Source organism: Oceanicaulis sp. HTCC2633 (assembly GCF_000152745.1).
Lineage (GTDB): Bacteria > Pseudomonadota > Alphaproteobacteria > Caulobacterales > Maricaulaceae > Oceanicaulis.
On record NZ_CH672428.1, the window covers coordinates 2,598,840 to 2,622,743 of the forward strand.

Annotated in this window: 17 protein-coding genes; 12 read left to right on the forward strand and 5 right to left on the reverse strand. The window is 63.0% G+C overall.

What is annotated here, in order from left to right:
- The first annotated feature begins 14 nt into the window (after positions 1-14).
- A complete protein-coding gene (locus OA2633_RS12310) occupies positions 15-800 on the forward strand; it encodes an EAL domain-containing protein (protein ID WP_206740508.1) in 786 nt (261 codons plus the stop codon).
- Here OA2633_RS12310 and OA2633_RS12315 read toward each other — a convergent pair.
- The 4 genes from OA2633_RS12315 to OA2633_RS12330 all read right to left on the reverse strand — a co-directional run bounded on the left by OA2633_RS12315 (position 797) and on the right by OA2633_RS12330 (position 6,416).
- Complete coding sequence (locus OA2633_RS12315) at positions 797-2,227, reverse strand: coniferyl aldehyde dehydrogenase (RefSeq protein WP_009802891.1); 1,431 nt, start codon at positions 2,225-2,227, stop codon at positions 797-799. The two genes, OA2633_RS12310 and OA2633_RS12315, sit on opposite strands and share 4 nt — an antisense overlap.
- An 11-nt stretch (positions 2,228-2,238) precedes the next feature.
- Positions 2,239-3,846, reverse strand: coding sequence for a GMC family oxidoreductase (locus OA2633_RS12320; RefSeq protein ID WP_009802892.1), 1,608 nt, complete (start codon positions 3,844-3,846; stop codon positions 2,239-2,241).
- The gene (locus tag OA2633_RS12325; RefSeq protein ID WP_009802893.1) at positions 3,843-5,141 is read right to left on the reverse strand and encodes a serine hydrolase; all 1,299 of its coding nucleotides are present in this window, start codon (positions 5,139-5,141) and stop codon (positions 3,843-3,845) included. The genes OA2633_RS12320 and OA2633_RS12325 overlap by 4 nt, the downstream gene beginning before the upstream one ends.
- Positions 5,142-5,276: 135 nt before the next feature.
- The gene (locus OA2633_RS12330) at positions 5,277-6,416 is read right to left on the reverse strand and encodes a PQQ-dependent sugar dehydrogenase (protein WP_156776243.1); all 1,140 of its coding nucleotides are present in this window, start codon (positions 6,414-6,416) and stop codon (positions 5,277-5,279) included.
- 97 nt (positions 6,417-6,513) lie between these two features.
- Between OA2633_RS12330 and OA2633_RS15550 the strand changes: the two genes are divergently transcribed.
- The 10 genes from OA2633_RS15550 (at position 6,514) to msrA (ending at position 18,658) form a co-directional block, all read left to right on the forward strand.
- A complete protein-coding gene (locus OA2633_RS15550) occupies positions 6,514-6,969 on the forward strand; it encodes a hypothetical protein (RefSeq protein ID WP_009802895.1) in 456 nt (151 codons plus the stop codon).
- A gap of 294 nt (positions 6,970-7,263) precedes the next feature.
- The gene (locus tag OA2633_RS12340) at positions 7,264-9,996 is read left to right on the forward strand and encodes a TonB-dependent receptor (RefSeq protein ID WP_009802896.1); all 2,733 of its coding nucleotides are present in this window, start codon (positions 7,264-7,266) and stop codon (positions 9,994-9,996) included.
- A 117-nt stretch (positions 9,997-10,113) separates the two neighbouring features.
- The gene (locus tag OA2633_RS12345; protein WP_009802897.1) at positions 10,114-10,587 is read left to right on the forward strand and encodes a hypothetical protein; all 474 of its coding nucleotides are present in this window, start codon (positions 10,114-10,116) and stop codon (positions 10,585-10,587) included.
- Complete coding sequence (locus OA2633_RS12350; RefSeq protein ID WP_009802898.1) at positions 10,571-11,509, forward strand: sterol desaturase family protein; 939 nt, start codon at positions 10,571-10,573, stop codon at positions 11,507-11,509. Before OA2633_RS12345 ends, OA2633_RS12350 begins: the two co-directional genes overlap by 17 nt.
- 275 nt (positions 11,510-11,784) lie before the next feature.
- Complete coding sequence (locus OA2633_RS12355) at positions 11,785-12,909, forward strand: ferritin-like domain-containing protein (protein WP_009802899.1); 1,125 nt, start codon at positions 11,785-11,787, stop codon at positions 12,907-12,909.
- 129 nt (positions 12,910-13,038) lie between these two features.
- The gene (locus tag OA2633_RS12360; RefSeq protein ID WP_009802900.1) at positions 13,039-14,559 is read left to right on the forward strand and encodes a murein L,D-transpeptidase; all 1,521 of its coding nucleotides are present in this window, start codon (positions 13,039-13,041) and stop codon (positions 14,557-14,559) included.
- A 90-nt stretch (positions 14,560-14,649) separates the two neighbouring features.
- Positions 14,650-15,657 carry an N-acetylornithine carbamoyltransferase gene (locus tag OA2633_RS12365; protein WP_009802901.1) on the forward strand — a complete coding sequence of 336 codons (1,008 nt, stop codon included), beginning with the start codon at positions 14,650-14,652 and terminating at the stop codon, positions 15,655-15,657.
- On the forward strand, positions 15,654-17,006 hold the full coding sequence (locus OA2633_RS12370; protein WP_009802902.1) for an acetylglutamate kinase: 1,353 nt from the start codon (positions 15,654-15,656) through the stop codon (positions 17,004-17,006). The genes OA2633_RS12365 and OA2633_RS12370 overlap by 4 nt, the downstream gene beginning before the upstream one ends.
- Positions 17,003-17,947, forward strand: a complete 945-nt coding sequence (gene argC / locus OA2633_RS12375) for an N-acetyl-gamma-glutamyl-phosphate reductase (protein ID WP_009802903.1) — start codon at positions 17,003-17,005, stop codon at positions 17,945-17,947. The genes OA2633_RS12370 and argC overlap by 4 nt, the downstream gene beginning before the upstream one ends.
- 69 nt (positions 17,948-18,016) lie before the next feature.
- Positions 18,017-18,658, forward strand: a complete 642-nt coding sequence (gene msrA / locus OA2633_RS12380; protein ID WP_162010995.1) for a peptide-methionine (S)-S-oxide reductase MsrA — start codon at positions 18,017-18,019, stop codon at positions 18,656-18,658.
- Here msrA and OA2633_RS12385 read toward each other — a convergent pair.
- Positions 18,655-20,205 (reverse strand): glycosyltransferase family 39 protein, encoded by a 1,551-nt coding sequence (locus OA2633_RS12385; protein WP_009802905.1) that lies wholly within the window; start codon positions 20,203-20,205, stop codon positions 18,655-18,657. The two genes, msrA and OA2633_RS12385, sit on opposite strands and share 4 nt — an antisense overlap.
- A gap of 346 nt (positions 20,206-20,551) precedes the next feature.
- Between OA2633_RS12385 and OA2633_RS12390 the strand changes: the two genes are divergently transcribed.
- Positions 20,552-23,812 (forward strand): TonB-dependent receptor, encoded by a 3,261-nt coding sequence (locus OA2633_RS12390; protein WP_009802906.1) that lies wholly within the window; start codon positions 20,552-20,554, stop codon positions 23,810-23,812.
- Positions 23,813-23,904: the final 92 nt, after the last annotated feature.

The window sequence follows — 23,904 nt, forward strand, 5'->3', positions numbered from 1 at the left end:
CATCAAGGTCTCCGATGATGAGCACATCAACCGCAACCCCGCTTTGTGAAGAAGCGATCTGCCGTTGTGCAGAGCCGTTTCCCGAGCGTTTGAGCTTCGCCTTCCAGCCCATTATCGACTTCAAGTCGCGGACGATCTTCGCCCAGGAAGCCCTGGTGCGCGGCCCTGAAGGAGAATCCGCGGGTTCGGTTCTGTCCAAGGTCACGACCGAGAACATGCACGCCTTCGACCGGCATTGCCGCATCCAGGCGCTCAAGTCTGCGAGCCGGACGCTGGCGCGACGGGGCGAGCTTCTGTCGCTGAACACCATGCCGAACGCCGTCTATGATCCGGCGACCTGTCTGCGCACCACGTTGGCTGCCGCGACGGCGAACGGTTTTCCCATTGATCAGATCATGTTCGAGATGACCGAGCATGAAGCGGTCACCGATCCTGACCATTTCGCCATGATTGTTCGGTCTTACAAGGATATGGGCTTCACCACGGCGCTGGATGATTTCGGCTCGGGGGGCGCGGGACTGACGCTGCTGGCCTCGGTCATGCCCGACATCATCAAGCTCGACATGGCGCTGGTGCGCAATGTTCACATCAGCCCGGTCAAGCGGACCATTCTCTCGGCTCTGGTGGAGATCTGCGACAAGTTCGGCATTCGCATCATCGCCGAAGGCATTGAGGTGAAGGCCGAGGCGCGTGCGCTGCTGGATCTGGGGATCACCCTGTTCCAAGGCTATTATTTCTCCAGACCGCAACTGAACGACGCCCCGACCGCGGATGACATCAACTGGTCCCTTGCCGGCTAGCCGGCCTGCAGTTTCTTGAAGAATTCAAAGACCTTGCCATAGGGCGGACGCACGAGGCGGCTGGGATGCCAGACCGGGGCCTCGAACACGCCGCGCTCATGGGTGAAGGTCAGGAACCCCGCCTCGCCATGATAGGCGCCATAGCCGGACGCGCCGACGCCGCCAAAGGGAAGATCCTCGACCGACAGGTGCAGAAGCGGCAGGTTCACCGCTGCGCCGCCTGAAATCGTTCTTGCAAGGAAATTCCGCGCCGTCTGCTTGGATTTCGACCAGATGTAGAGCGCCAGCGGACGATCGCGTTCATTGATGAAGCGCGCGGCGTCCTCCAGCCCGTCATGGCTGAGCACCGGCAGGATCGGTCCGAAAATCTCCTCCTGCATGAGCTTGGAGTCGAGCGGCGGATCAACGACCACAGTCGGGGGGAAGATGCGGGTATTGCCGGCCTTCGCCTTGTCGAACGCCAGCTGGTGAACTTCAGCGCCGGCCTCGCGCACTTCCTCGACCATCTGGCTGAGGCGCGCATGATGGCGCTCGGAGATGATGGCGGTGTAGTCCTCATTGGTCGCCACATCAGGCCACATCTGCGCCGTTTCGTGCATCATGGCGTCCACAAAGCCCTTTTCAGAACCGCGCGGAACAAGCGCATAGTCGGGCGCGACGCAGGTCTGGCCCGCATTGAGGAACTTGCCCCAGGCGAGGGTCTTCGCCGCTTCGGCCGGATCAAAATCGGGGGCGATGACAGCGGGGGACTTGCCGCCCAGCTCCAGCGTGACCGGCGTCAGATTCTCCGCCGCCGCCTTGGCGACGATGCGACCCACCTGGGTGGAGCCGGTATAGAACAGATGGTCAAAGGGCAGGGCGGTGAAGGCGCTGGCCTCTTCCGGACCGCCCTCGATCACCGCCACATGATCCTCGCTGAACAGCTCGGCCAGGGTGGATTTGATCAGAGCCGAGGTGCGCGGCGTGAACTCGCTGGGCTTGATCATCACCCGGCAGCCTGCGGCGAGCGCAGCGACCAGCGGCGCGAAGGCGAGCTGCATGGAATAGTTCCAGGGCGAGACGATGCCGACGACGCCCTTGGGTTCACGGCGGATATAGGCGTTGCCCGGCGCCAGCGTCATCGGCACGGATACGCGCTTCGCGCTCATCCACTTGGCCAGGTGCTGGCGCGAGTGCTTGGCGGTGGCGATGGTGAAGCCCAGCTCGGCCAGCGCCGTTTCAGACTTGGAGCGACGCCCGAAATCGGCGTCGATCGCGTCGGCGAACTCATCCCCGCGCTCTTTGACCAGCTTTTCGATCTTCTCAAGATCGGCCTTGCGTTCAGACAGGCTGCGATGGCGTTCGTGCTCAAAGGCCGCTCTCTGGCGGGCAAAGACATCCTGCATGGCGTCAATGGAGGCGGAGGGGCTGGCTTGGGTATCAGGCATGAGAGCTCTCCCTAGCTCGAACGGATCATGTCAGCGGCGCGTGTCGCGATCATGATGGTGGGGGCGTTGGTGTTGCCGCCGACAATACGGGGCATGACAGAGGCGTCGACCACGCGCAGACCCTTCACGCCGCGCACGCGGCATTCGGGATCGGTGACAGCGAGCTCTCCGCGTCCCATCGCGCAGGTGGATGTGGGGTGGTAGAGCGTCTCGGCGCGGTTGCGGACTTCATCCGTCAAGGCGGCGCGACCGGCCTGGGGATCCGCAGGCAGGTCCAGCGCCTGGAACTCGCCGTCAAAAGCGTCGCTCAACAGGATGTCGCGCGCGATCTCCAGACAATCGGTCATTACCTCAACATCCTCTTCATGATCGAGATAGTTGGGATCGATCATGATGGGGGTGCGCGGATCGGCGTCCTTCAATCTCAGCTGGCCGCGGCTTTGCGGGTAGAGATGGCAGGCATGCAGGCTCATCCCGTGACCGGTCATGGTTTCGCGGCCATGCGGGCTGGCGAGGGCTGGAATGAAGACCAGCTGGATGTCAGGCAGATCGCGGGCGCGGCTGGAGCGGATGAAGCCGCAGCCTTGCACCGGATTGACGGTGAAATTGCCGGTGCCTGTCAGCGCCCATTGCAGGACGTCGCGTGCGGTGGCGGGAAACTTTCGCGCGGAATAGCCGATTGAGGCGGCGGATTTCGTGCGCGCCCGCGCCAGGATGTCGAGATGGTCCTGCAGGTTTTCACCCACGCCGGGCAGGTCATGCTCGACGCTCACGCCCACCTCGCGCAGATGGTCCGCCGGTCCGATGCCGGACAGCATCAGCAGCTGAGGCGAATTGATCGCCCCGCCCGACAGGATCACTTCGCGACGCGCCGTGACGGTCTTCATCTCGCCATCGATCTCGATGAGCACGCCCCTGGCTTCGCCGTTTTCCAGCACGACCCTGTGGGCCATCGCATCGGTGACGACGCTCAGGTTCGGGCGTTGCATGGCGGGTTTGAGAAAGGCGTCGGCCGCGGACCATCTTTTGCCGGCCTTCTGGGTGACCTGATAGGTTCCGAAACCCTCCTGGCGCGCGCCGTTATGGTCGTCATTCTCGGGAATCTGCCGGCGGCGGCAGGCTTCGAAATAGCGATGGGTGAGCGGGTTGAGCGGGCCGATAGTCTTGACGTTCAACGGGCCGCCCTGGCCGTGGAACGGACCGGCATGGTTCTCGTTGTTCTCGACCGCCCTGAAGGCTTCCAGCGCCGCATCGCCATCCCAGCCGGTTGCGCCGTAGGCGCTTTCCCATTCGTCGTAATTCTCCAGCGCGCCTCGCATATAGTGCATGGCGTTGATCGAGGATGACCCGCCGAGAGTCTTGCCGCGCGGCCAGTACAGCGCGCGATCATTCAGGTTCCTTTGCGGCTCGGTCCAGTAATCCCAGTTGATGGCGGGATTGGTGATGGCGAACTGCAAGAGCATGGGCGTCTTGATGACCGCCTTGTTGTCAGAGCCGCCCGCTTCGAGCACGCAAACAGTAACGTCCCGATCCTGGCTCAGGCGTTCTGCGAGCACGCAACCGGCCGACCCGGCGCCAACGATGATATAGTCAAATTCCAGCCCGTTGCCGCCGCTCATGGTTGCGGCTCCATCTCAACGGGCTCGGTTGAGGGGGCTTCGGGGTCGTTCTCCCCGTCCCGAGATGCCCCGTGAACGTCGAACCGGCTCATGGGCGCGACCGAGTTGGCGATGGCGCGGAAGACGGCGGTCATCTCGACATTGCGATCGGTCCAGTTCGGATCGCCCGCATTCTGGGCGATGACGAGATCGCGCTTGCGATCCATCCAGATATACTGGCCGAACACGCCGGCGGCGTAGAATTCCCGATCATAATCCTCCGGGATCCAGAAGTGCAGGCCATAGCCCCTATGGGCGTAGCGGCTGGCGCCGGGCTCATGAGACGGGGTTGGCGGTGTCGAGACCATGTCCACCCAGCCTTCAGGCAACAGGCGCTCACCGTTCCAGACGCCATCCTGTAGGTAGAGCTGGCCCAAGCGCGCATAGTCCTCGCTGCTGGCCTGCAGACAGCAATAGCCGATGGCGACGCCTTCAGGGCCCGGTTTGTGCTGCAGCCAGCTGGCCTCGTTCTTCATGCCCAGCGGCGCCCACAGTTCGCGCTCCATGATCTCCGCAAGCCGTCCCTCATAGACATTGCGCACCACGGCTGAGAGCACGTGGGAATTGGGGCTGATATAGTGGAAATCCTCGCCCGGCGTCCGGTCGCGCTCGATGCGGGCGATCATCTCGTCCGGATTGCGGCGCAGGATGAAGGCGTTGAAAAACAGCGGGCGGACGTCGGACGGCGCGTCAGCGCTGTACTCTTCATTGAAGTCCATGCCCGAGGACATCATCAGCAGGTGACGCAGGCTTGTCGCTCCATAATCGGTCCCGGCATATTCGGGGGCGTATTGCTCGACCGTGTCATCCAGGCTGGCGATCCGGCTTTCATGCAGGGCCTTGCCAATCAGGGTCGCGACAAAGGACTTGCCCACGGACCAGGAGGTGAAACGCGACTGCGCGCCCGCATCATGGCCGTAGATCTGGGCGACGACCTCTCCCCGGTGCAGCACGGTCAGGCCGGTCACCTGGGCTTCTTCTAGATACTGGTCCAGGGTCTTGGTCTCGCCCTGCCACTCATACTGAATGTCGAGCGGGCGCAGCGCATGCGGAAACGGGGACGGCGCATCCGCCGCGATGAAGGTGTGCGGCAGGAACTCATCCATGCGCTGATAGGTCTGCGGGTATTGCGCGGGATCATCCAGGGCGCGAATCCGGGCCGGGGCGTAGTCCGACCAGGGACGATAATACCAGCCTGCTCCAACAAGTCCGAGCAGGACAACCGCCGAGATGATCACGGCCACAAAGCGCATCATGTGTTCTCTCCCCGAAAACGTTCGCCCTATCTCACCGCAATCAACGGGGCGGGCAAATCATCTTTGGCCAGAGTGAACACCTTTCAGAGAGTGAGCGCCAGTCAAAACCGGTCGCTCCGCCCTGATGTGGCCGGGTCAGTCGGCCGGGGTCAGTCGCAGAATTTGCCCCTCGGGCGATTCGGCGAGAAGCCAGATCGCTCCATCCGGTCCGTTGAGAACCTGTCGGATGCGCTGGCCGCGTTCAGACAACAGACGCTCCTCGCTCACAACGACGCCATTCTCGACATCGAGCCGATGGAGCGCCTGTCCGGCCAGTGCGGAAACCAGAAGATCGCCTTGCCACTCACCGAACAGATCGCCGTCATAAAGCGTCATGCCGGACGGCGCGATGGACGGCGTCCAGACCCATTCCGGGGCGTGGAAGCCGTCATGATCGAAGAAGGGCGAAATCCGTGCGCCATTGTAATCCATGCCCATGGTGGCGATGGGCCAGCCATAGTTGTCGCCCGGGACGATGCGGTTGAGCTCATCGCCGCCGCGAGGGCCATGTTCGTGAGTCCAGATGGCGCCGGTCGCGTCATCCAGCGCGATGCCCTGCATGTTGCGGTGGCCATAGCTGTAGACGTAGGCGGCCAGCCCGCCTTCCTCGAAGAACGGATTGTCTGCGGGGGCGCCGCCATCGGGGTTCAGTCGCAAGAGCGCGCCCAGATGATTGGTCCGAACCTGAGCCTGTTCGCGATAGGCGAAGCCTTCGCCCGCCGTCATCAGCAAGGTTCCGTCAGGCAGAAAGGCCAGCCGGGCGCCGTAATGGGCGTTGGTGCCGCGCATGGGCTCGGCGCGAAAGAGCGTCTCGCCGTCCATGAGGGCGCCATTGTCAAAGCGGGCGCGGTAGAGCGCGGGCGTATTCGCCTCTGCAGTCCCGGAGGCATAGCTGAGATAGACAAGACCGTTCGTGGCGAAGTCCGGGCTCAGCGCCAGGTCAAAGAGGCCGGCCTGTCCTTCGGCGAACACATCCTCGGGCCCGCCTTCGACATCGCTGAGAGAGCCGTTGCGCAGCCACTTTACGCCGCCATTGCGTTCGCTGACCAGGGCGGAGCCGTCCGGCAGGAAGACCATGTCCCAGGGCGTGGCGAGCCCCTCCGCCACGATCTCCACCTGATAGCGTGCGGGATCGATGTCTGTCGCGGGCGGGGCCGCTTCCGGCGCCTGCGTGCAGGCGCTGAAGACCGGCGCCAGGGCAATCAGGGTGATGACGGATTGGCTCAGTCGGATCATGATGGTTCCCCCGCGCATGGGTTTGCGGCACTCTCTGGCCTTCATGCAGAGCGCACTATGAGCCCAGCGGGACGAGCGCGCAAAGGGGGAATGGGTCATGACGATCATCCGGCTGATCTTGGGCTATCTGGCGGCGGTGCTGATCATGGTGGCGCTGGGCGTCATCGCGCAAAGCCTGTTTGTCTTGTCGGGCCTGAAGGCCGTCGGCGCGGCGATCGGGCTGGTGGAGGGCGTCGCGATGATCGTCGACGACCTCATGGGCCTAGGGCCGAACTATGCGATTTTCATCGCCCTGGGATTTGCAATCGCCCTGCCGGTCGCCGCGCTTGCGGGCCGCCTCCTACCGGCGCCGCGCGCCCTGGTCTTCGCCGCGGCCGGACTGGTCTGCATGCTGGTCATGCTGACCTTGATGAAAGAGGTCTTCTTCGGCGTGCAGATCATTGCAGGCGCGCGAAGCCTGCCCGGCTTCTGGGCGCAGGCGATCGCCGGGGCCCTCGCCGGACTGGCGTTCACGGTGCTGACGCCCCCGGCGCGCCGGACAAAATCCACGTAAACCTGTTAACGCAATCAAGTTGTTAGGGCGGGGCCTTCCTCTGCGCATCCTGTGGATAATGCTGCGCAGCATGGCCTCCGCCCCGGCGTGATTTCCTTTATTATATCAATAGCCTGAAGGTGATATGGGGCAATTTGACCCGACCGGAATTGTGATCTTTGGGCAACGCTGCCGCGCCTAACATAAGAAGATCGCATGACAAATGGCGAAAACCCTGCATAAGCTGAATTCAACTGCGTATAGCGGCCGCATTCAGAACGCCGCGACGCACATCTATCAGGGGAGGAGACCTGGATGACCCGTTTTACCAAAGCCGCCGTACTCGGTGCGACCGCGCTCGCCGCCGGCCTCGTGGCCGCGCCGGCGATGGCGCAGCAACCGGACGTGATCACCGTGACCGCGCAAAAGCGCGAGCAGACCCTTCAGGAGACGCCGGTCTCCGTGGCGGTCGTCACCGACACCGCGATCCAGCAGTCGCAGATTCGCGATGCGGCCGACCTTCAGACCCTGGTGCCGTCGCTGCGCGTGGCCGAGTTCGCCGCCTCCACGAACACCGAGTTCAATCTGCGCGGCATCGGCACGTCGAGCTTCAACCCCGGGCTGGAGCCTTCGGTCGGCGTGTTCGTCGACGGCGTCTATCGTCCGCGCGCGGGCGCAGCGATCAATGATCTGCTGTCCATCGAGCGCGTCGAGGTCATTCGCGGTCCGCAATCCACGCTGTTCGGCCGCAACACGCCGGCTGGCGTGGTCAGCTTCATCACCAAGGAGCCCGAGTTCGAGTTCGGCGGCGACGCCGAGCTGACGGCGGGCAGCTATGGCCAGTTCGTGGCCAAGGCGACAGTGACCGGCCCGATCATCGAGGATGTGCTGGCTTTCCGTCTGGACGCCACCACGCACACCAATGACGGCTATCTGGACAATGTCGCGCCCAACGCTCAGCGCGAGCAGCTCAATGACCGCAACCGCCAGTCCTATCGCGGACAGCTGCTGTGGTATCCGACCGACAACACCGAAGTGCGCGTCATCGCCGATCTGGGCGTGATTGATGAAAACTGCTGCGCTGCGCCCTTCGCCTTCTACGATCCGATCGACCAGGGCGCTCTGATTGCGCTTGGCGGCACGGCGCTTCCGGCCGACCCGCATGACGGCCAGATCGCTGTGGACGGCAATGTGAACACCCAGCTCGACACGGCCGGCCTGTCCGCCCAGATCGATCATGAGTTCGACGGCTTCACCTTCACGTCGATCACGGCGTACCGCACCTATGACGAGAGCCAGAATATCGATGCGGACTTCTCCGATATCGACCTGCTGGGTGCGCGTAACATCGATAACGAATACAACAGCTTCACCCAGGAATTCCGCTTCACGTCCAATGGCGGCCAATTCATCGACTGGATGTTCGGCGGCTTCTATTACAAGAACGAGCTCGAGTTCAATCAGCGCCTCGTCTACGGCGCGGACACCAAGGCCTTCTTCGACCTGGCCTCTGCGGGGCAGGTGGCGGATCTGGTCGCAGCCTTCGGCCTGCCGGCCGGTACAGGCGGCGTGACCCTGACCGAGTTCCTGGTCGGCGCGAACAATCAGCTGGGCGTGAATAGCGTGCCGCTTCTGCCGGCTGGCGGTTATCTGCAGGAAGGCGACGCCCTGCAGCGCGAGAACTATCAGTACGACACCACGTCCTGGTCCGCCTTTGCACAGTTCGACATCAACTTCACTGATCGGCTGACCCTGACGCTGGGCGGCCGGTACACCGAAGAAGACAAGGACATGGAGACCGCGATCAACATCAATGATCCGATCTCTGCGCTGAGCTTCACCTCGCTGGGCGCCAATCTGCGTCTGCCTGAAGCCTCGCTCTGCCCGGGCTTCCCAGACGGCAATACCTGTCCGTTCCTTCTGACCACGGTTCTGGCGCAGCAGGCTGCGGGCGACGCCCAGCTCGCCGCCCAGCTTGAAGGCGCCCTGCAGGCGTCCGGCATTCCGGGAGCGACCCTTGGCAACCCGCTCATCGTGTATGATCCCACGGTGGCGGCCTTCCTGGCCAACACCCCGTTCAACCTGCTGAACGGCTTCACCGCGTTCCAGAACTTCACCCCTGTGGACGCAAGCCAGTACCCGACCTCGCGCTCGGACGACAATTTCTCCTACAGCGCCATTCTCAGCTATGACGTGACCGACACGTTCAACGTCTATGCGAGCTATTCCACGGGCTTCAAGCCGGGCGGGTTCAACCTGTCCTATGAAGCGGCGGAAACCGGCATCTTCGAGTTCGAGGAAGAGGATGCGAGCTCTTGGGAGATCGGCGCCAAGGGCACCCTGCTCGACGGTTCTCTGGTCTATGCGATCACCTACTTCAATCAGGAGATCGAGAACTTCCAGTCCGAGAACTTCGTGGGCAATGGATTTGCGCTCGACAACGCCGGTTCCATCGAGGTCAGCGGCATCGAGTTTGACTTCAGCTATGCGCCGACCGACCGCCTGTTCTTCACGCTGGGCGGCAGCTATCTGATCGACAACAAGTATGGCGAATACCTGTACGGCCCGTGCCCGGACAGCTCGCCGCTCTTTGGTCCGGTCTATGATCCGGCGGATCCGAAATTTTCCGCCTGTTCCACCCCGCGCACCAATGCGCGCGGCGTCACCGGCACCTTCAATGACCTGTCCGGCGTGGATCGGGGCAGCTCTGAGCTGGTCGCCTCCACCACGGGCACCTATACCCATCCGATCAATGACCGCCTGGACCTGATCCTGCGCGGTGAGGCGCAATACACATCTGAATTCAACCTTGTGACCAGCCTGGACCCGCGTCCGGTGGCCATTCAGGATGACTTCACCCTGTACAACGCCTCGATCACCCTGTCGGCGTCTGACGAAAGCTGGGCGCTGCAATTCTGGGGCCGCAACATCACCGATGAGGAATACGTCAAGGGCGGTTTCCCCTCGGTCGGTTATCTCGGCGCCAGCTTCAACAACTATCCCGGCGATCCGCGCACCTATGGCGTGACGCTGCGCGCCCGCTTCTAGAGCGGTCGGTTCGGATCTGATCAACGGCGCCGGGGAAACCCGGCGCCGTTTTTCTTGGCCGAAACGCCGCAGGGATCAGCTCTTGCTTTTTCGGGGTGAACGGCGTTCAGTTTATCCATGAATGACAGCCTGACATATGTGCTGGCCCTGATCGGGGCGGCTTTCGGCATCGGCCTGATCGTGCTCTTGAACATCGCCATGGGCTGGACGCGCCTCCGTCTGAATACGGAACAGCAGGCCCAGAGCTTTCTGCGGCGCGATGTCATGGGCTTTCAGGCTGGCGACGAACAGGCCCTGACGGCGGATCGGTGCGGCTATATCTGCCTGGAGGCGGATCAGGCCCGGGTCGGCCTGGTGATGGCGCGCGGCGACAACGCCGTCGTGCGGGCGCTGAGGGCCGGCGAACTCCGATCGGTCGAGGCTCAGGGGGCGACCCTTACGCTGACGCTTTATGACTACACCCTGCCGCGCGTGGTTCTGGACCTGGGCCGGGATGGTCAGGCCCAGTCCTGGGCGGACCGACTTCAGACATTTGTGCGCGCGCCGCGGCGCGCGTCCCGCAAAGAGGTCCATCATGCCGAATCTGCCTGATCCGATCCTGTGGGCCATTCCCGGTTTCATCCTGCTGGTGATCGCCGAGATGATCTATGGCCGTCTGACCGGCAAGACCCGGTTCGAGCCGCGCGATACTGCGGCGAGTCTGGTGATGGGGCTGGGCAATACGGTGTCCGGACTGGTTCTGGGCGGGATAGTCGTCGCGTGTTTCGTCTTTGTGGAGCAGTTCGCGCTCCTGGATATCGGCTGGGCCTGGTACTGGTTCGTGATCGCCTTCGTGCTGGACGATTTCGTCTATTACTGGAGCCATCGCTGGGCGCATACGGTGCGCTGGTGGTGGGCGGACCATGTGGTCCATCACTCCAGCCAGCACTACAACCTGTCGACGGCCCTGCGGCAGCCCTGGCTCAACCCGCTGACCCTGAAGTTCATTTTCCTGGGAAGCTGGCTGGTGCTGATCGGGTTTCCGCCGGCGATGATCGCCTTCGTGGCGGCGTTCAATCTGATCTATCAATTCTGGATCCATACCGAAGCGATCAAACGCCTGCCGGCGCCGATCGAGTGGCTGATGAATACGCCCAGCCATCACCGGGTCCATCACGCCACCAATCCGCGCTATCTCGACCGGAACTATGCCGGCGTCTTCATCATCTGGGATCGTCTGTTCGGCACGTTCGAGCCGGAGACCGACGCGGAAGAAATCCGCTATGGCATCGTTCGCAATCTGGGCACGCACAACCCGCTCACCATCTGCCTGCATGAATGGTGGGGGATCATCAAGGATGTGCGCTCGGCGCGCTCCCTGCGGGACGCTCTGGGCTATTGGCTGGGCCCGCCGGGCTGGTCGCCCGATGGCAGCCGGGACACCTCCGCCACGCTCAAGGCGCGCTGGATGGAAGAGCAGGGCCTGACGCCGCCCCGCAAGCCCGATGCGCAACCGCCTGTGGCGGCGGAATAACGCCCTGCAGTGCAGCATTCCAGATTAGCCTTTTAACTTCAGCGTAAAGTTCTTCGTTGGGGCGCGTCTATGTTGCGCTGCAACTGAAGGCCTTATCAGATTTATTGAATTTCTCCTGTGTTCTGCTGGACAAGACACCGGCGGCTGATCCAATGTTGAGAGGTGAACGCCGTTCATTGCTTGCGTAAGACGGGCGGGCGGCGGAGAGCGGGCGCGTCTGCTAAAGGCTTTCCTGGGGCGCGCAGGCTCTTCCAGCATCTGGCGGGAGGACCCCCATGACAGCCTTGCGTGACCTTTATCCCATGCCCGGCATCGATCCGCACTGGCATGTGCCCAATGAATTCGACGCTGTCTTTGACTGGCGGTTCGATGAGGGGCGGACCACGCTCATGCATCTGTACCAGAAGGGCAAGGACATGCAGTGGGATGCGGTGAACCGCATTGACTGGGAGCTGGATCTGGACCCCGAGAATCCCATGGAGATGCCCGATGAGGCGGTCTCCATCTATGGCTCGGACGTCTGGAACAAGATGACCAAGAAAGAGCGCATCGAATTGCGTCGCCACACCCAGTCCTGGAACATCTCCCAGTTCCTGCAGGGCGAGCAGGCGGCGCTGCTGGCCGCCTCCAAGATTGTCCAGGCCGTTCCCGATCTCGATGCCAAGTTCTACGCGGCCACCCAGGTCATGGACGAGGCGCGCCATGTGGAGGCGTACCGCAAGCTTCTGGGCAAGTTCGGCGTCGCCTATCCGATGACCGACCCGTTGCAGGGGCTGGTCAATGACGCGCTGTCGGATTCGCGCTGGGATGTGACCTATCTGGCCATGCAGGTGGTGATCGAGGGACTGGCGCTGGCCGCATTCGGCACCATCCGGGATCTGGCGCAGAATCCGCTGGCGCGCATGGTCAACGCCTATGTCATGGAGGATGAGGCGCGCCATGTGGCCTTCGGACGCCTGTCATTGCGCGATTACTACCCCCAGCTGACCCAGAAGGAGCGCGATGAGCGCGAGGAGTTTCTGGTGGAGGCCTGCTACCTCATGCGCGATCGCATGACCCAGTCGAAAGAGATCTACGAGGTTCTGGGTTTGCCTGAAAAGGAATGTCAGGAATTCACCGAGAATTCGGAAATCGTGAAACTCTACCGAACGCTGCTCTTCCAGCGGATCGTGCCGATCGTGAAGGATATCGGCCTCTGGGGGCCCAAGATCCAGCGCGCCTATGAGGATATGGGCGTCCTGCATTTTGCGGAACTCGATCCGCAAGCCCTGCAGGAAGAGGACGAGCGCATCGCCCAGGAAATCGATGGCGAGCAGACGGGACGGGTCGATCCGGGCCGGGCGCGCAAGGACTATATTCACGCCGTCGCACGCGAAGGCGCTGCGGGCGCCGCCGAATAGAGCAAGGTTTGTCAGTTTGCCTCACTCGCCGCCCTGTTGCTTGCACCGGGGCGGCGATTTTTTTGAGACATCCTTGCTGGAGCCCGGCGTTAACGCCTGTTAAGACTTGAGGGTCGGGGGGCGGTAGGAATGATCAGGCTTGTTGTGATCGGCATGGCTTTGTCTCTGGCGCTTCTGGGCGCCGGGCCGGCCGAGGCGGGAGAGCGCAGCTGGACAGCGCGCTGGACCGATGAGGAAATCACAGCTCTGAGCGATGCGCTCTCGGAAGCCTGGACCCACGGGCTCAACCCGTCCGACTATCCCGACCCCTCCATCCTGCGCGACATGCCCTTTGGCGCGCGCAGGGATGAATTGGCGCGCGCGGTCTGGTTCGACTATGCCGAGGATCTGGCCTTTGGCGTGGTGGATCCGCGGGCGTTGGATTCAGACTGGACCGCCCCCATCCATGATGTGGACCTTCTGACCGCCTATGCGCAAGCGCGTGAAGGGCAGGGGATCTATGAAAGCCTTGAGGCGCTGGCGCCCGCTCATCCGGACTATCAGGCCTTGCGGTCCGAGCTGGTCCGTCGCCTGACCCTGGTCGAGGCGCCAATCCTCGTGCCGCCGGGCGAGGCCTTGTCACGCGGGGACCAGGGGCCGCGTGTGGACGCCTTGCGTGCGCGTCTTGCGCAACTTGGCTTGCTGGCCGGGCCAGTGGCTGCGGGGGCGCCGTTTGACGGCCGGCTGGAAAGCGCCGTGATGCGCTTTCAGACCCGACACAATCTGGCGGCGGACGGCGAGGCGGGCCCCTCCACCCTGTCCGAGCTCAATGCCGGCGATGCGCGCCGCATCAACCAGATCCGCGCCAATCTCGAGCGCTGGCGCTGGCTGCCGGCCGAGCTCGGGGAACGGCATATCCGGGTGAATATCGCGGACTATCGTCTCGAAGCCTGGGAGAACGGCGTTGTCGCCCGCACGCATGAGACCATGATCGGCCAGCGCTATTCCCGAACCCCCGTCTTTTCCGAGGACATGTCGATCATCGAGATCAATCCGTACTGGCTGACGCCGAGCGGCCTGGGTCAACGCTGGCTGCGCACCTTCCGGACCAATCCGGCCTATGCCCTGTCTCAGGGATACAGGCTTGTGGATCTCGATACTGGCGCTCGCGTGGATCCCTATCAGGCGGACTGGGCGAGCCGCCGCTATCGGGTGATCCAGGCGCCAGGGCCGAACAACGCCATGGGACGGGTGAAATTCCTCTTTCCCAATGTCCACAATGTCTACATCCACGACACGCCGCATCGCGAACTCTTCGCCAATGCGCAGCGGGATGATTCCTCAGGCTGCGTGCGTGTGGAACATCCCGAAGAACTGGCGATCTGGATCCTGTCGGCGGAGGGATGGAGCGCGCAGGCGGTTCGGGAGGCCTTTGATTCCGGAGATACGCGGCGCATCCGCCTGCGTCACGTAGTGCCGGTCCACATTCTCTATTTCACGGCGGTTTCCGACGAGATGGGCCGCGTGCGCTTCATCCATGATGTCTACGACCGGGATGAGCGCCTGATTGCAGCGCTCGATGACCCGCCGCCCTTCCCGCCCGAGCCTGACGCGTCAGCTCTGGTCGAGCCTGTGGACGCGCCCGGTCCTGAGGCGGCTTTGCGCGAATGATGTTATGCCCTGTCTACACAGGGGGTTTGCCAAGTTCGCCGTCTCTGACTACACCGCAGACTTTGTTTGTTCAGACAAGGGTCCGCAGCCATGCGCCATTTCCTGTCGACTGAAGACTGGTCCCGGAGTGACTTGCAATCGATCATCGATCGGGCGCGAGAGCTGCGATCCAGCCCGATGGGCGATGCGCTGAAAGGCAAGTCCGTCGCGCTGATGTTCTTCAATCCGTCCCTGCGGACGCGGACGAGCTTCCAGATCGGCGTGCAGCAACTGGGCGGCTTCGCCATTGTGCTGGATGCGCAGGGGCAGACCTGGCCGGTGGAGTTCGAGGACGGCGCCATCATGAACGCCGGCCCTGAAGAGCATATCAAGGAAGCCGCTCGCGTGCTGTCGCGCTATGCGGACCTGATCGCCATTCGCTGTTTCCCGAAATTCCAGGACTGGGAGGCCGAGCGCGAGGATCCGTTGATCACCGCCTACGCCAAATACGCCACCGTTCCGGTCATCAACATGGAGACCATCGTCCATCCCTGCCAGGAACTGGCGATGATGATGGCGCTGCAGGATCGTCATGGCGATGTGTCGGGCAAGGACTTCCTGCTGACCTGGGTGCCCCATCCCAAACCGCTCAACACCGCGGTCGCCAACTCCGCCATTCTGATAGCGTCCAAGATGGGCATGAATGTGCGCATGCTGATCCCTGATGACGTCTATCAGCTGGACGAGCGGTACATGGATGCGGCGGAGCGTTTCTGCGGCGAGAACAATGCCCGCTTTACCGTCACCACAAATGTGGAGGAAGCCTATACGGGCGCGCACGCCGTCTACGCAAAGAGCTGGGGCGCCTTGCCGTTCTTCGGCGCCTGGGAGGCTGAGGCGCCCTATCGCGCCAAGGGCGCCGGCTTCATGATCGATGACGCCAAGATGGCGCTCACGCATAATGCCAGCGTCAGCCACTGCCTGCCCATGCGCCGCAATGTGAAAATCGCGGATTCGGTCGTCGACAGCCCGGCCTTCCTCGGCATCGAGGAAGCGGAAAATCGTCTTCATGTCCAGAAGGCTATGATGGAGCGCCTGGTTCAGGACAATCTCGGATGAGCGAGCCCAAATCCTTCCCAGAACGGGGCGGCGCCAACGCGCCGGTCCGGTCCGCGATCGTGCAGCTTCTATCGAACATGCGCGACGGCAAGGAGATCCGCGAATACCTCAACCGCTTCTCCGAGCTCGATCAGGAACGCTTCGCCGTCGTCAAGGTCGGCGGCGCGATCATCGAGGAAGACCTGGATGCGCTCGCCGCCGCGCTCGCCTTCCTGCAATCGGTCGGCCTTGCGCCCATCGTTGTTCATGGCGGCGGTCCCCAGCTGAATGAGTCGCTGGAAGCAGCGGGTTTCCCCGAAGAGCGCAAGAACGGTTTGCGGATCACTCCGCCCGAAGCCATAGGCGTGGTGCGCGACACCCTGACGGCGGTCAATCTCAAACTGGTTCAGGCGGTGCGTGATCATGGCGGCCGGGCAGCGGCGGTGCCCTCGGGCGTGTTCGAGGCCGAGCTGATCGACGAGGCGGGGCTGGGCCGGGTGGGCGAGCCCACCGGCGTGCGACTCGACCTGGTGGCGGCGGCGGCGAAAGCCGGGCAGGCGCCGATCCTCACCTGTCTGGGCGATACCTCTGATGGTCGCCTTGTGAACATCAATGCCGACAGCGCGGTGCGGGCGCTGGTGCACAAGCTGCAGCCTTACAAGGTGGTCTTCCTGACCGGGACAGGCGCGCTTCTGGACGCCGGCAAGCAGCCGATCTCCGCGATCAACCTCGCCACCGATTATGATGATCTGATGGCGTCGGACTGGGTGGCGGGCGGCATGCGGCTGAAGCTGCAGGAGATCAAGCTGCTGCTTGATGACCTGCCGCTGTCGAGCTCGGTATCGATCACCAAGCCTGACCAGCTCGCCAAGGAGCTGTTCACCCATGCGGGCGCCGGCACGCTCGTGCGTCGCGGCGAGCGCATGCTGGAAATCGACCGCTTGGAGGATCTCGATCAGTCCCGCGCGCGCGCGCTTATTCACAAGGCCTTCGGTCGGGCCCCGGTGCCGGGCTATTTTGACGCCATGGCGTTCGATCATGCCTTCGTGACCGAGAACTATCGCGCCGCCGCGATCACGACGCGTCTGGATGACATGGTCTATCTCGACAAGTTCGCCGTGCTCGACGAAGCACGCGGCGAGGGATTGGGCGGGGCGGTCTGGCGGCGCCTCATCGAGTATGCGCCCAAGCTCTATTGGCGCTCGCGCTCCAACAATCCGGTCAACGAGTTCTATTTCTCTACCTGCCAGGGCGCCGTGAAGTCCGGTCCCTGGACCGTGTTCTGGCGGGGCGAGGATGATCTGACGAAAATCCCGGCCCGGGTCGAACGGATCGCGGGGCTTCCCGCGACGCTGGAGGATGGCAAATGAAGACCATCGGACTGGTGGGCGCCCGCGGGCATACGGGACGTGAGCTGATCCGGCTTCTGGCCGAGCGCGATGATCTCAAGCTCGCATTCGCCGTCTCGCGCGCCATGGATGGCCAACCGGTCACCGATCTGGCGCCGGAAGGCCCGGCGGGCCTCCTGTTCGAGGCGCTGAGCCCGGATGAGGTCGCCCAACGCCAGTGCGACGGCGTGATCCTCGCCATGCCCAACGGTCAGGCCGCGCCCTATGTGGACGCGATCGAAGCGGTCAAACCGGACACCGTGATCGTGGACCTGTCGGCGGATTACCGCTTTGACGACAGCTGGGTGTATGGCCTGCCCGAGCTTTATGGCCGTGCGGCGATCACGGGCGCGACCCGGATTTCCAATCCGGGCTGCTATGCCACGGCCGGCCAGCTGGCGGTCGCGCCCATGCGCGAAGCGCTGAGCGGACCGGCGCATCTGTTCGGCGTGTCGGGTTATTCCGGCGCGGGCACCACGCCCAACCGGCGCAATGACGAAGAGGCGCTCAGGGACAATCTCATGCCCTATGCGCTGATGGGCCATATCCATGAGCGGGAAATGAGCCGTCATCTGGGGCGGGAAGTCCGCTTCAGCCCGCATGTGGCGGCGTTCTTTCGCGGCATTGTTCTGACCGTGCAGATGGAGTTCGCCCGCAGCATCACTGCAGAGGCGTTCCGGTCAGCCTATGAGACGGCCTATGGCGATGAGCCGCTGATCCGCGTGCAGGATGAAGCGCCCGAAGTGATCGAGGGCGCGAACAATCCGGGCGCGGTTGTGGGCGGGTTCGCGCTGAGCGAGGATGGCCGACGGGGCGTCATGGTGTGCGCGCTCGACAATCTGCTGAAAGGCGCCGCGGTCCAGGCGATGCAGAATCTGTGTCTCGGTCTGCGGCTGTCCGAGTTCGAGCCGCGCTCAGCCTGACAGCTTCGTGACTTGGTCTTGAGCGGATTTGCCCCAACTCTATGAGGGTGATCCCTGATGGAGACCGTCATGAAAGCTGTTCTCGTCGCCGCCCTCGCGGCCTTCTCGCTCTCGGGCGCCGCTTTGGCGCAGTCGGAGACTTATGTCCATCCGGCCCAGCCTGAAGGCGCAGACCTGCCCGAGGGGCTGGCCCATACCGTGTTCGCCTCAGGCTGTTTCTGGTGCACGGAAGCGGATTTTGAAAAGCTTGATGGCGTCGTCGAAGTCGTTTCAGGCTTTACCGGCGGGCGCCAGCAGAACCCCGACTATTACGATGTGGCGCGCGGCCGGACCGGTCATAACGAGGCGGCGCGGATCATCTATGACCCGTCGGTCATCAGCTATGACGAGCTGCTGCATCATTACTGGCGCAATGTGGACCCGTTTGATGATGGCGGGCAGTTCTGTGACCGGGGTTCAGGCTATGCGCCCGGCATCTTCCCGGTGGACGCCGAACAGCATGCGGCGGCCGAAGCCTCGCTGCAGAGCGTTCAGGCCCTCTTTGAACGCCCTGTCATCGTGCCGGTGCGCGATCTGACAACCTTCTGGCCCGCCGGGATCGAACATCAGGATTATTACCAGACCCATCCGGCTCGCTATCAGCGCTATCGCTTTGGCTGCCGGCGGGACCAACGCCTGCGTCAGATCTGGAATGGCGTCGAAGAGGGTTAGGGCGCGTCAGCCCGAAGCGCAGCGACGCGGGCTTCATAGTCTGCGTCGCGCGCTATCCGCTCGTGTTCTTGTGCGCGAAAGACCTGATAGCGACGATAGCGATCCCCGCCGAGCGGAATTGCAATCTCGTCCAGGCGCTCGAATTCGGCGAAATCCCACGCGAGCAGCGGTTCTTCCTCCGGGCGTTCGGAAATGACCAGCACCGGTTCGGCATAGCCGTCGGGCAGGGGCCAGGTCTGTTCGGCGAAGTTCTGTGCGTGCTCGGCGCGCACCCACATGAAGACCTTACCGTCGAAATCCTGCCCATAGCGCTGGAACTGGTGGAAGTCGTTGCGGTTGTCGAAAACCAGCGTGGCGACGTCTTGCTCCCGGGCGATCACTTCGACGGCCTGAACGGTTTCGGGCCAGCCGCGCACGCGCTTGAAGGCGTTGGCGAGCCCGGCTGCATCCGACAACGGCGTAGACGCGGCGAACGCCATCAGGGCCAGTCCCGCAATCGTATGCAGTCCCAGCGAGCCATACAGCGCCCATCGACGCCATTTCGGTCCGGTCAGCAAGAAGGCCGTCACCAGGATGACGCCGCTGACATAGGCGCTGGCGGCCCAGTTGGCGTGCGCGCGGCTGATGAAGGCCTGGGCGCAGACGATCAGGAGCACCGGCACGCAGAAGCCGACCAGCATCAGGCGAGGGCGCGCAGCGTTCCAGTCCAGTGAGACGTCGCGAAAGGCCGTGATCACGGCTGCAATCAGCACGATGAAAAAGACCGGGCCGAAGACGCCGAGCTGGCCGCTCAGAAAGTCTAGCAATTCCTCGGGGTGAAACAGGGAGCCGCCCCAATTGGCGTTGGCGGCGGTGTGAGACACGGTGGCGAACTCATGCTCGGCGTTCCAGATCACATTGCCTGAAATGATGAGTGCGAAGAGCGCCAGGGCGGCCGCGCCCTGGACAGACAGCAACGCCCGACGGGACGGCGCGTCAATGACAAGGCTGATGCCCAGTCCGATCAGCAGATAGATGGCGGCGTACTTGGACAGGAAGGCGTAGCCGGTCGCAGCGCCAAGCAGGAGCGCGAAGCGCCAGTCCGGGGCCTCGCGCAGGCGCACCAGGGCATAAAGCGCCGTACTGAAGCCCGCCATGAGGACGGCGTCCGTCGAAATGATGGTGGAGGACAGCCAGACTGCCGGCATCACGGCCCAGCCCAGCGCCGTGAACGCGCCGACCCGCACATCAAACAGGCGCGCCGCCGTCAGGCCCAGCATGACGGCCGTGATCGAATGCAGGAACGGAGCGGCCAGCCGGACCGCCCAGTCCGCATTCCCGAAGATCGCGGTCGTGCTCGCGATGATCCAGGCAATCATGGGCGGTTTCGAGAAATAGCCCCAGTCCAGTGAGCGGGACCAGAGCCAGTACTGGGTTTCATCGGCATACAGGCTGTTGGGATCAGCCAGAAGCGCGAACACTCGCAAGACCAGAAGACCTGCGAGAATCGCTGCTGTCAGACGGATGAGCGGCTGGTCCGAGCCGGGCGAGATGTGATGCGTTTCCATGCCCGCTTCATGCTGTGAGCGAGCAGTCTTGTCAAAGAACAAGTCTGGCGGGCGAGGCGGGTGTGACCCGAAAGGCACGCACGGGACCGGGTGTACAGATATAACCAAATTGGTAAATCACCGCTTATTTTGCTGCAGCGCGTCATGAACCGGAAAATCCCCTTTTTCTAACAATTTAGTACCGCTTAGGTAATGATCCGTAATCAGATCAATTTCGGGATTCTGGCGACGAAACGGATAAAAAACCGAGGAATTACTGTCACTGAAGTGTCACGTATGGCCGTTATCGCCCGCATTCCAAGCGGGGCGCAGGGGGTGTCCCGTCGGTAAAGGTCGAAAGAGAAACATGTCGAAGTTCAATCCCTGGGCCTACGGTGCGGCTGCCGCCGCCCTGCTGGCCGCCGCTCCGACTGCGGTCTACGCTCAAGAGACGTCCTCCCAGCTGCGCGGCTCCATCGTCGACGCCTCCGGCAACCCGATTTCCGGCGCGCGCATCTCCATCATCCACACCCCGTCCGGCACGGTCAGCACCGCGACCACGAACGACACCGGTTCGTTCTTCGCGTCCGGTCTGCGCGTGGGCGGTCCCTACACCATCACCGTCGCCGCTTCCGGCTTTGACGGTCAGGCCCTTGAGGACCTGAACCTGCGTCCGGGTCCGCAAGCGCCGCTGCGCCTGACCCTGAACCCGCAAGCCGCCGACGTCATCGTCGTCACCGGCCAGGCGATCAACGCGACCGACCTGAACAACGGCGTGGGCTCCAACTACACCGCCCGCGACATCTCCAACCAGCCGTCCCTGAACCGCGACGTCATCGCCACCCTGGCGCGTGACCCGCTGGCGATCTCCAACGGCCCGAACAACCTCTCCGTGGCCGGCGTGAACCCGCGCTTCAACGGCGTGACCATCGACGGCGCCCGTCAGCAGGACGCGTTCGGCCTGGGCTCTAACACCTTCGCGACCGCCCGTTCGCCGATCAACATCGACATCCTCGAGTCCGTGTCGCTCGTGGCGTCCGATTACTCCGTCACCACCGGCGGCTTCACCGGCGGCGGCGTGATCGCCACCACCAAGGCCGGCACCAACGAGTTCGACGGTTCCGCGTTCTATTACTATCGCGACCAGGACTATTACGGCGAAGAATCCTTCGGCGGCGAGCGCACCTACAACCCGGGTGAGTTCGACGAGAAGGAATACGGCATCACCCTGCGTGGTCCGATCATCGAAGACGTGCTGTTCTTCTCGCTGTCCTACGACAAGTTCGAAACCGCCTCTGCGATCGACTTCACCGCGTCTGACAACAACTCGGGCGTGAACCCGCAGTTCTTCGACGCCCTGAACTCGCTCGTTCAGAACACCTACGGCATCGACATGCTGAGCCGTCCGGCTCAGGCCGCCGTGCCGTCCGAAACCGAGCGTTACTTCGCTCGCGTTGACTGGAACATCAACGACGACCACCGTCTGCGCGTTTCCTACCAGAAGACCGAAGACGCCGGCATCTCCAACATCGGTTCGCGCAACTTCGAATCGGCCTGGTACGACACGCCGACCTCCCTGGAATCCTGGTCCGGTGAACTGTTCTCCAACTGGAACGAGAACCTTTCCACCACCCTGCGCGCCAGCCACATCGACTTCGTGCGCGGCCAGAACTGCCGTGCGGCTGACGGCGTCGGCACCCTGGAATTCCGCCTGAGCGCGGCTGATGTCGCCGGCACCGCCCTTGACGGCCTGCTGACGAACTCCTCCGAGCAGACCTTCACCGGCGGCTGTGACCGTTTCCGTCACGCCAACGAATACTCTGACGAGCGTCTGACCCTGTTCGGCCAGGCCGACTATGTCTGGAACGACTTCGTGTTCACCGTCGGCGGCGAATACGAGCAGCTGGACGTGTTCAACGTGTTCGTCGAGCGTTCGCGCGGTCGCTTCATCTTCAACGATGTGGACGACATCCTGAACCAGACCGCTCGCGTGGAGTACCGCAACGCGACGTCCAACAACTCCGCTGACGGCGCCGCCGCCTGGGGTTATGACCGTTACACCGCGTTCGGTCAGGCGACCTGGCAGGTCCTGGACAATCTCGAGCTGACCGGCGGCGTGCGCTACGAGCGTCTCGAGACCTCCGACCAGCCGACCTTCGACCCGACCTTCGCGAACTCTGTCGGCTTCGACAACACCGCGACCATCGATGGTCTGGATCTCGTGATGCCGCGTCTCGGCTTCCGCTACGAGCCGTTTGACCGCACCACCATCACCGGTGGTCTGGGCATCTTCGCCGGCGGCGATCCCGCCGTGTGGACCTCGAACGCCTATCAGGTTCCGGCCGTGTTCGCCTCTGGCAACTTCTCGGGCGTGACCGGCAACTCTGTCCCGCAGCCGCTGCTGGATCAGGTCGCCAACGGCACCGCGCTCGCCATCGACGCCATCGACCCGAACTTCGAAATCCCGAACGATCTGAAAGCCTCGCTGCGGATCGACCAGGAATTCGATCTCGACTTCGGCGGCTTCAACCTGGGCAGCGGTTACCTGTTCTCCGCTCAGGTCCTGTACACCGAAGGCCAGACCACTTTCCTGTGGCGTGAAGCCGCTCAGACCAACGAGCAGCCCTACGCACAGACCGGCGTTGCTCCGGACGGCCGCACCATCTACGCCGACCTGGATGATCTGGGCGTGTCCAACCGCACCATCCTGACCAACGGTTCGGGCGGTGAGAGCCTTGTCTACACCCTGTCGCTGCAAAACGACTTCGACAACGGCTTCGGCTTCTTCGCCTCCTATGCGCACCAGGATGTCGAAATGCTGACCGAGGGCTCCTCCTCGCGCGGCATCTCCTCCTGGCGTGGTCAGCTGGCTGTGGACCGGAACTTCCCGGAAGCCCGCACCTCGATCTATCAGGTCGAGCATGCCTTCAAGCTGGCCTTCAGCTATGAGCGTGAATTCTACCGTGACCTGACCACCCGCGTGGACCTGTTCGGTCAGATCACCTCTGGCGATCCGTACACCTACACCTTTGACGTCAGCTCCTCGAACGCCCTGTTCGGTCGCGCCGGCAATGGTGAAAGCCCGTACGACAACTCGCCGCTGTACATCCCGACCGCCAACGACGCCCGCGTCGTGTACGGCTCCAACTTTGACCTGGCCGGCTTCAACGACCTGATCGACGAGCAAGGTCTGGCCCGCGGTCAGATCACCGAGGTCAACAACCTGTCCTCGCGTTGGAACCAGCGTTGGGACTTCCGCTTCCAGCAGGATCTGCCGGGCATTCCGGGCGCCGATCGCTGGGTTGGCGACAACCGTCTGAAGCTGGTCTTTGACGTCGAGAACGTCATGAACCTGATCAACGACGAGTGGGGCACCTACTCTTCCGGCATCAGAAACGGCCAGGCCGCCATCGTCTCCGCTGACCTCGTCAGCGCCGCCGATGTGGCTGCGAACGGCATCGACGCCGCCGCCGCCCTGACCGGTGACGCGCCGCGCACCACCTGCCTGACCGCGGGTGACTGCGTGTACCGTTACAACCGCTTCAACTCCGGTAACGGCAGCACCGACCGTCCGTCGTCTTCGGCTTCGGTCTGGAAAGCCCGCATCGGCATCCGTTACGAGTTCTAAGACTCACAACGGATCGAACTGCACAGAGTGGGGCGGCGGTCATATGACCGCCGCCTTTCTTGTTGGTTCAAACGTGTCTGAAAAGTCACATT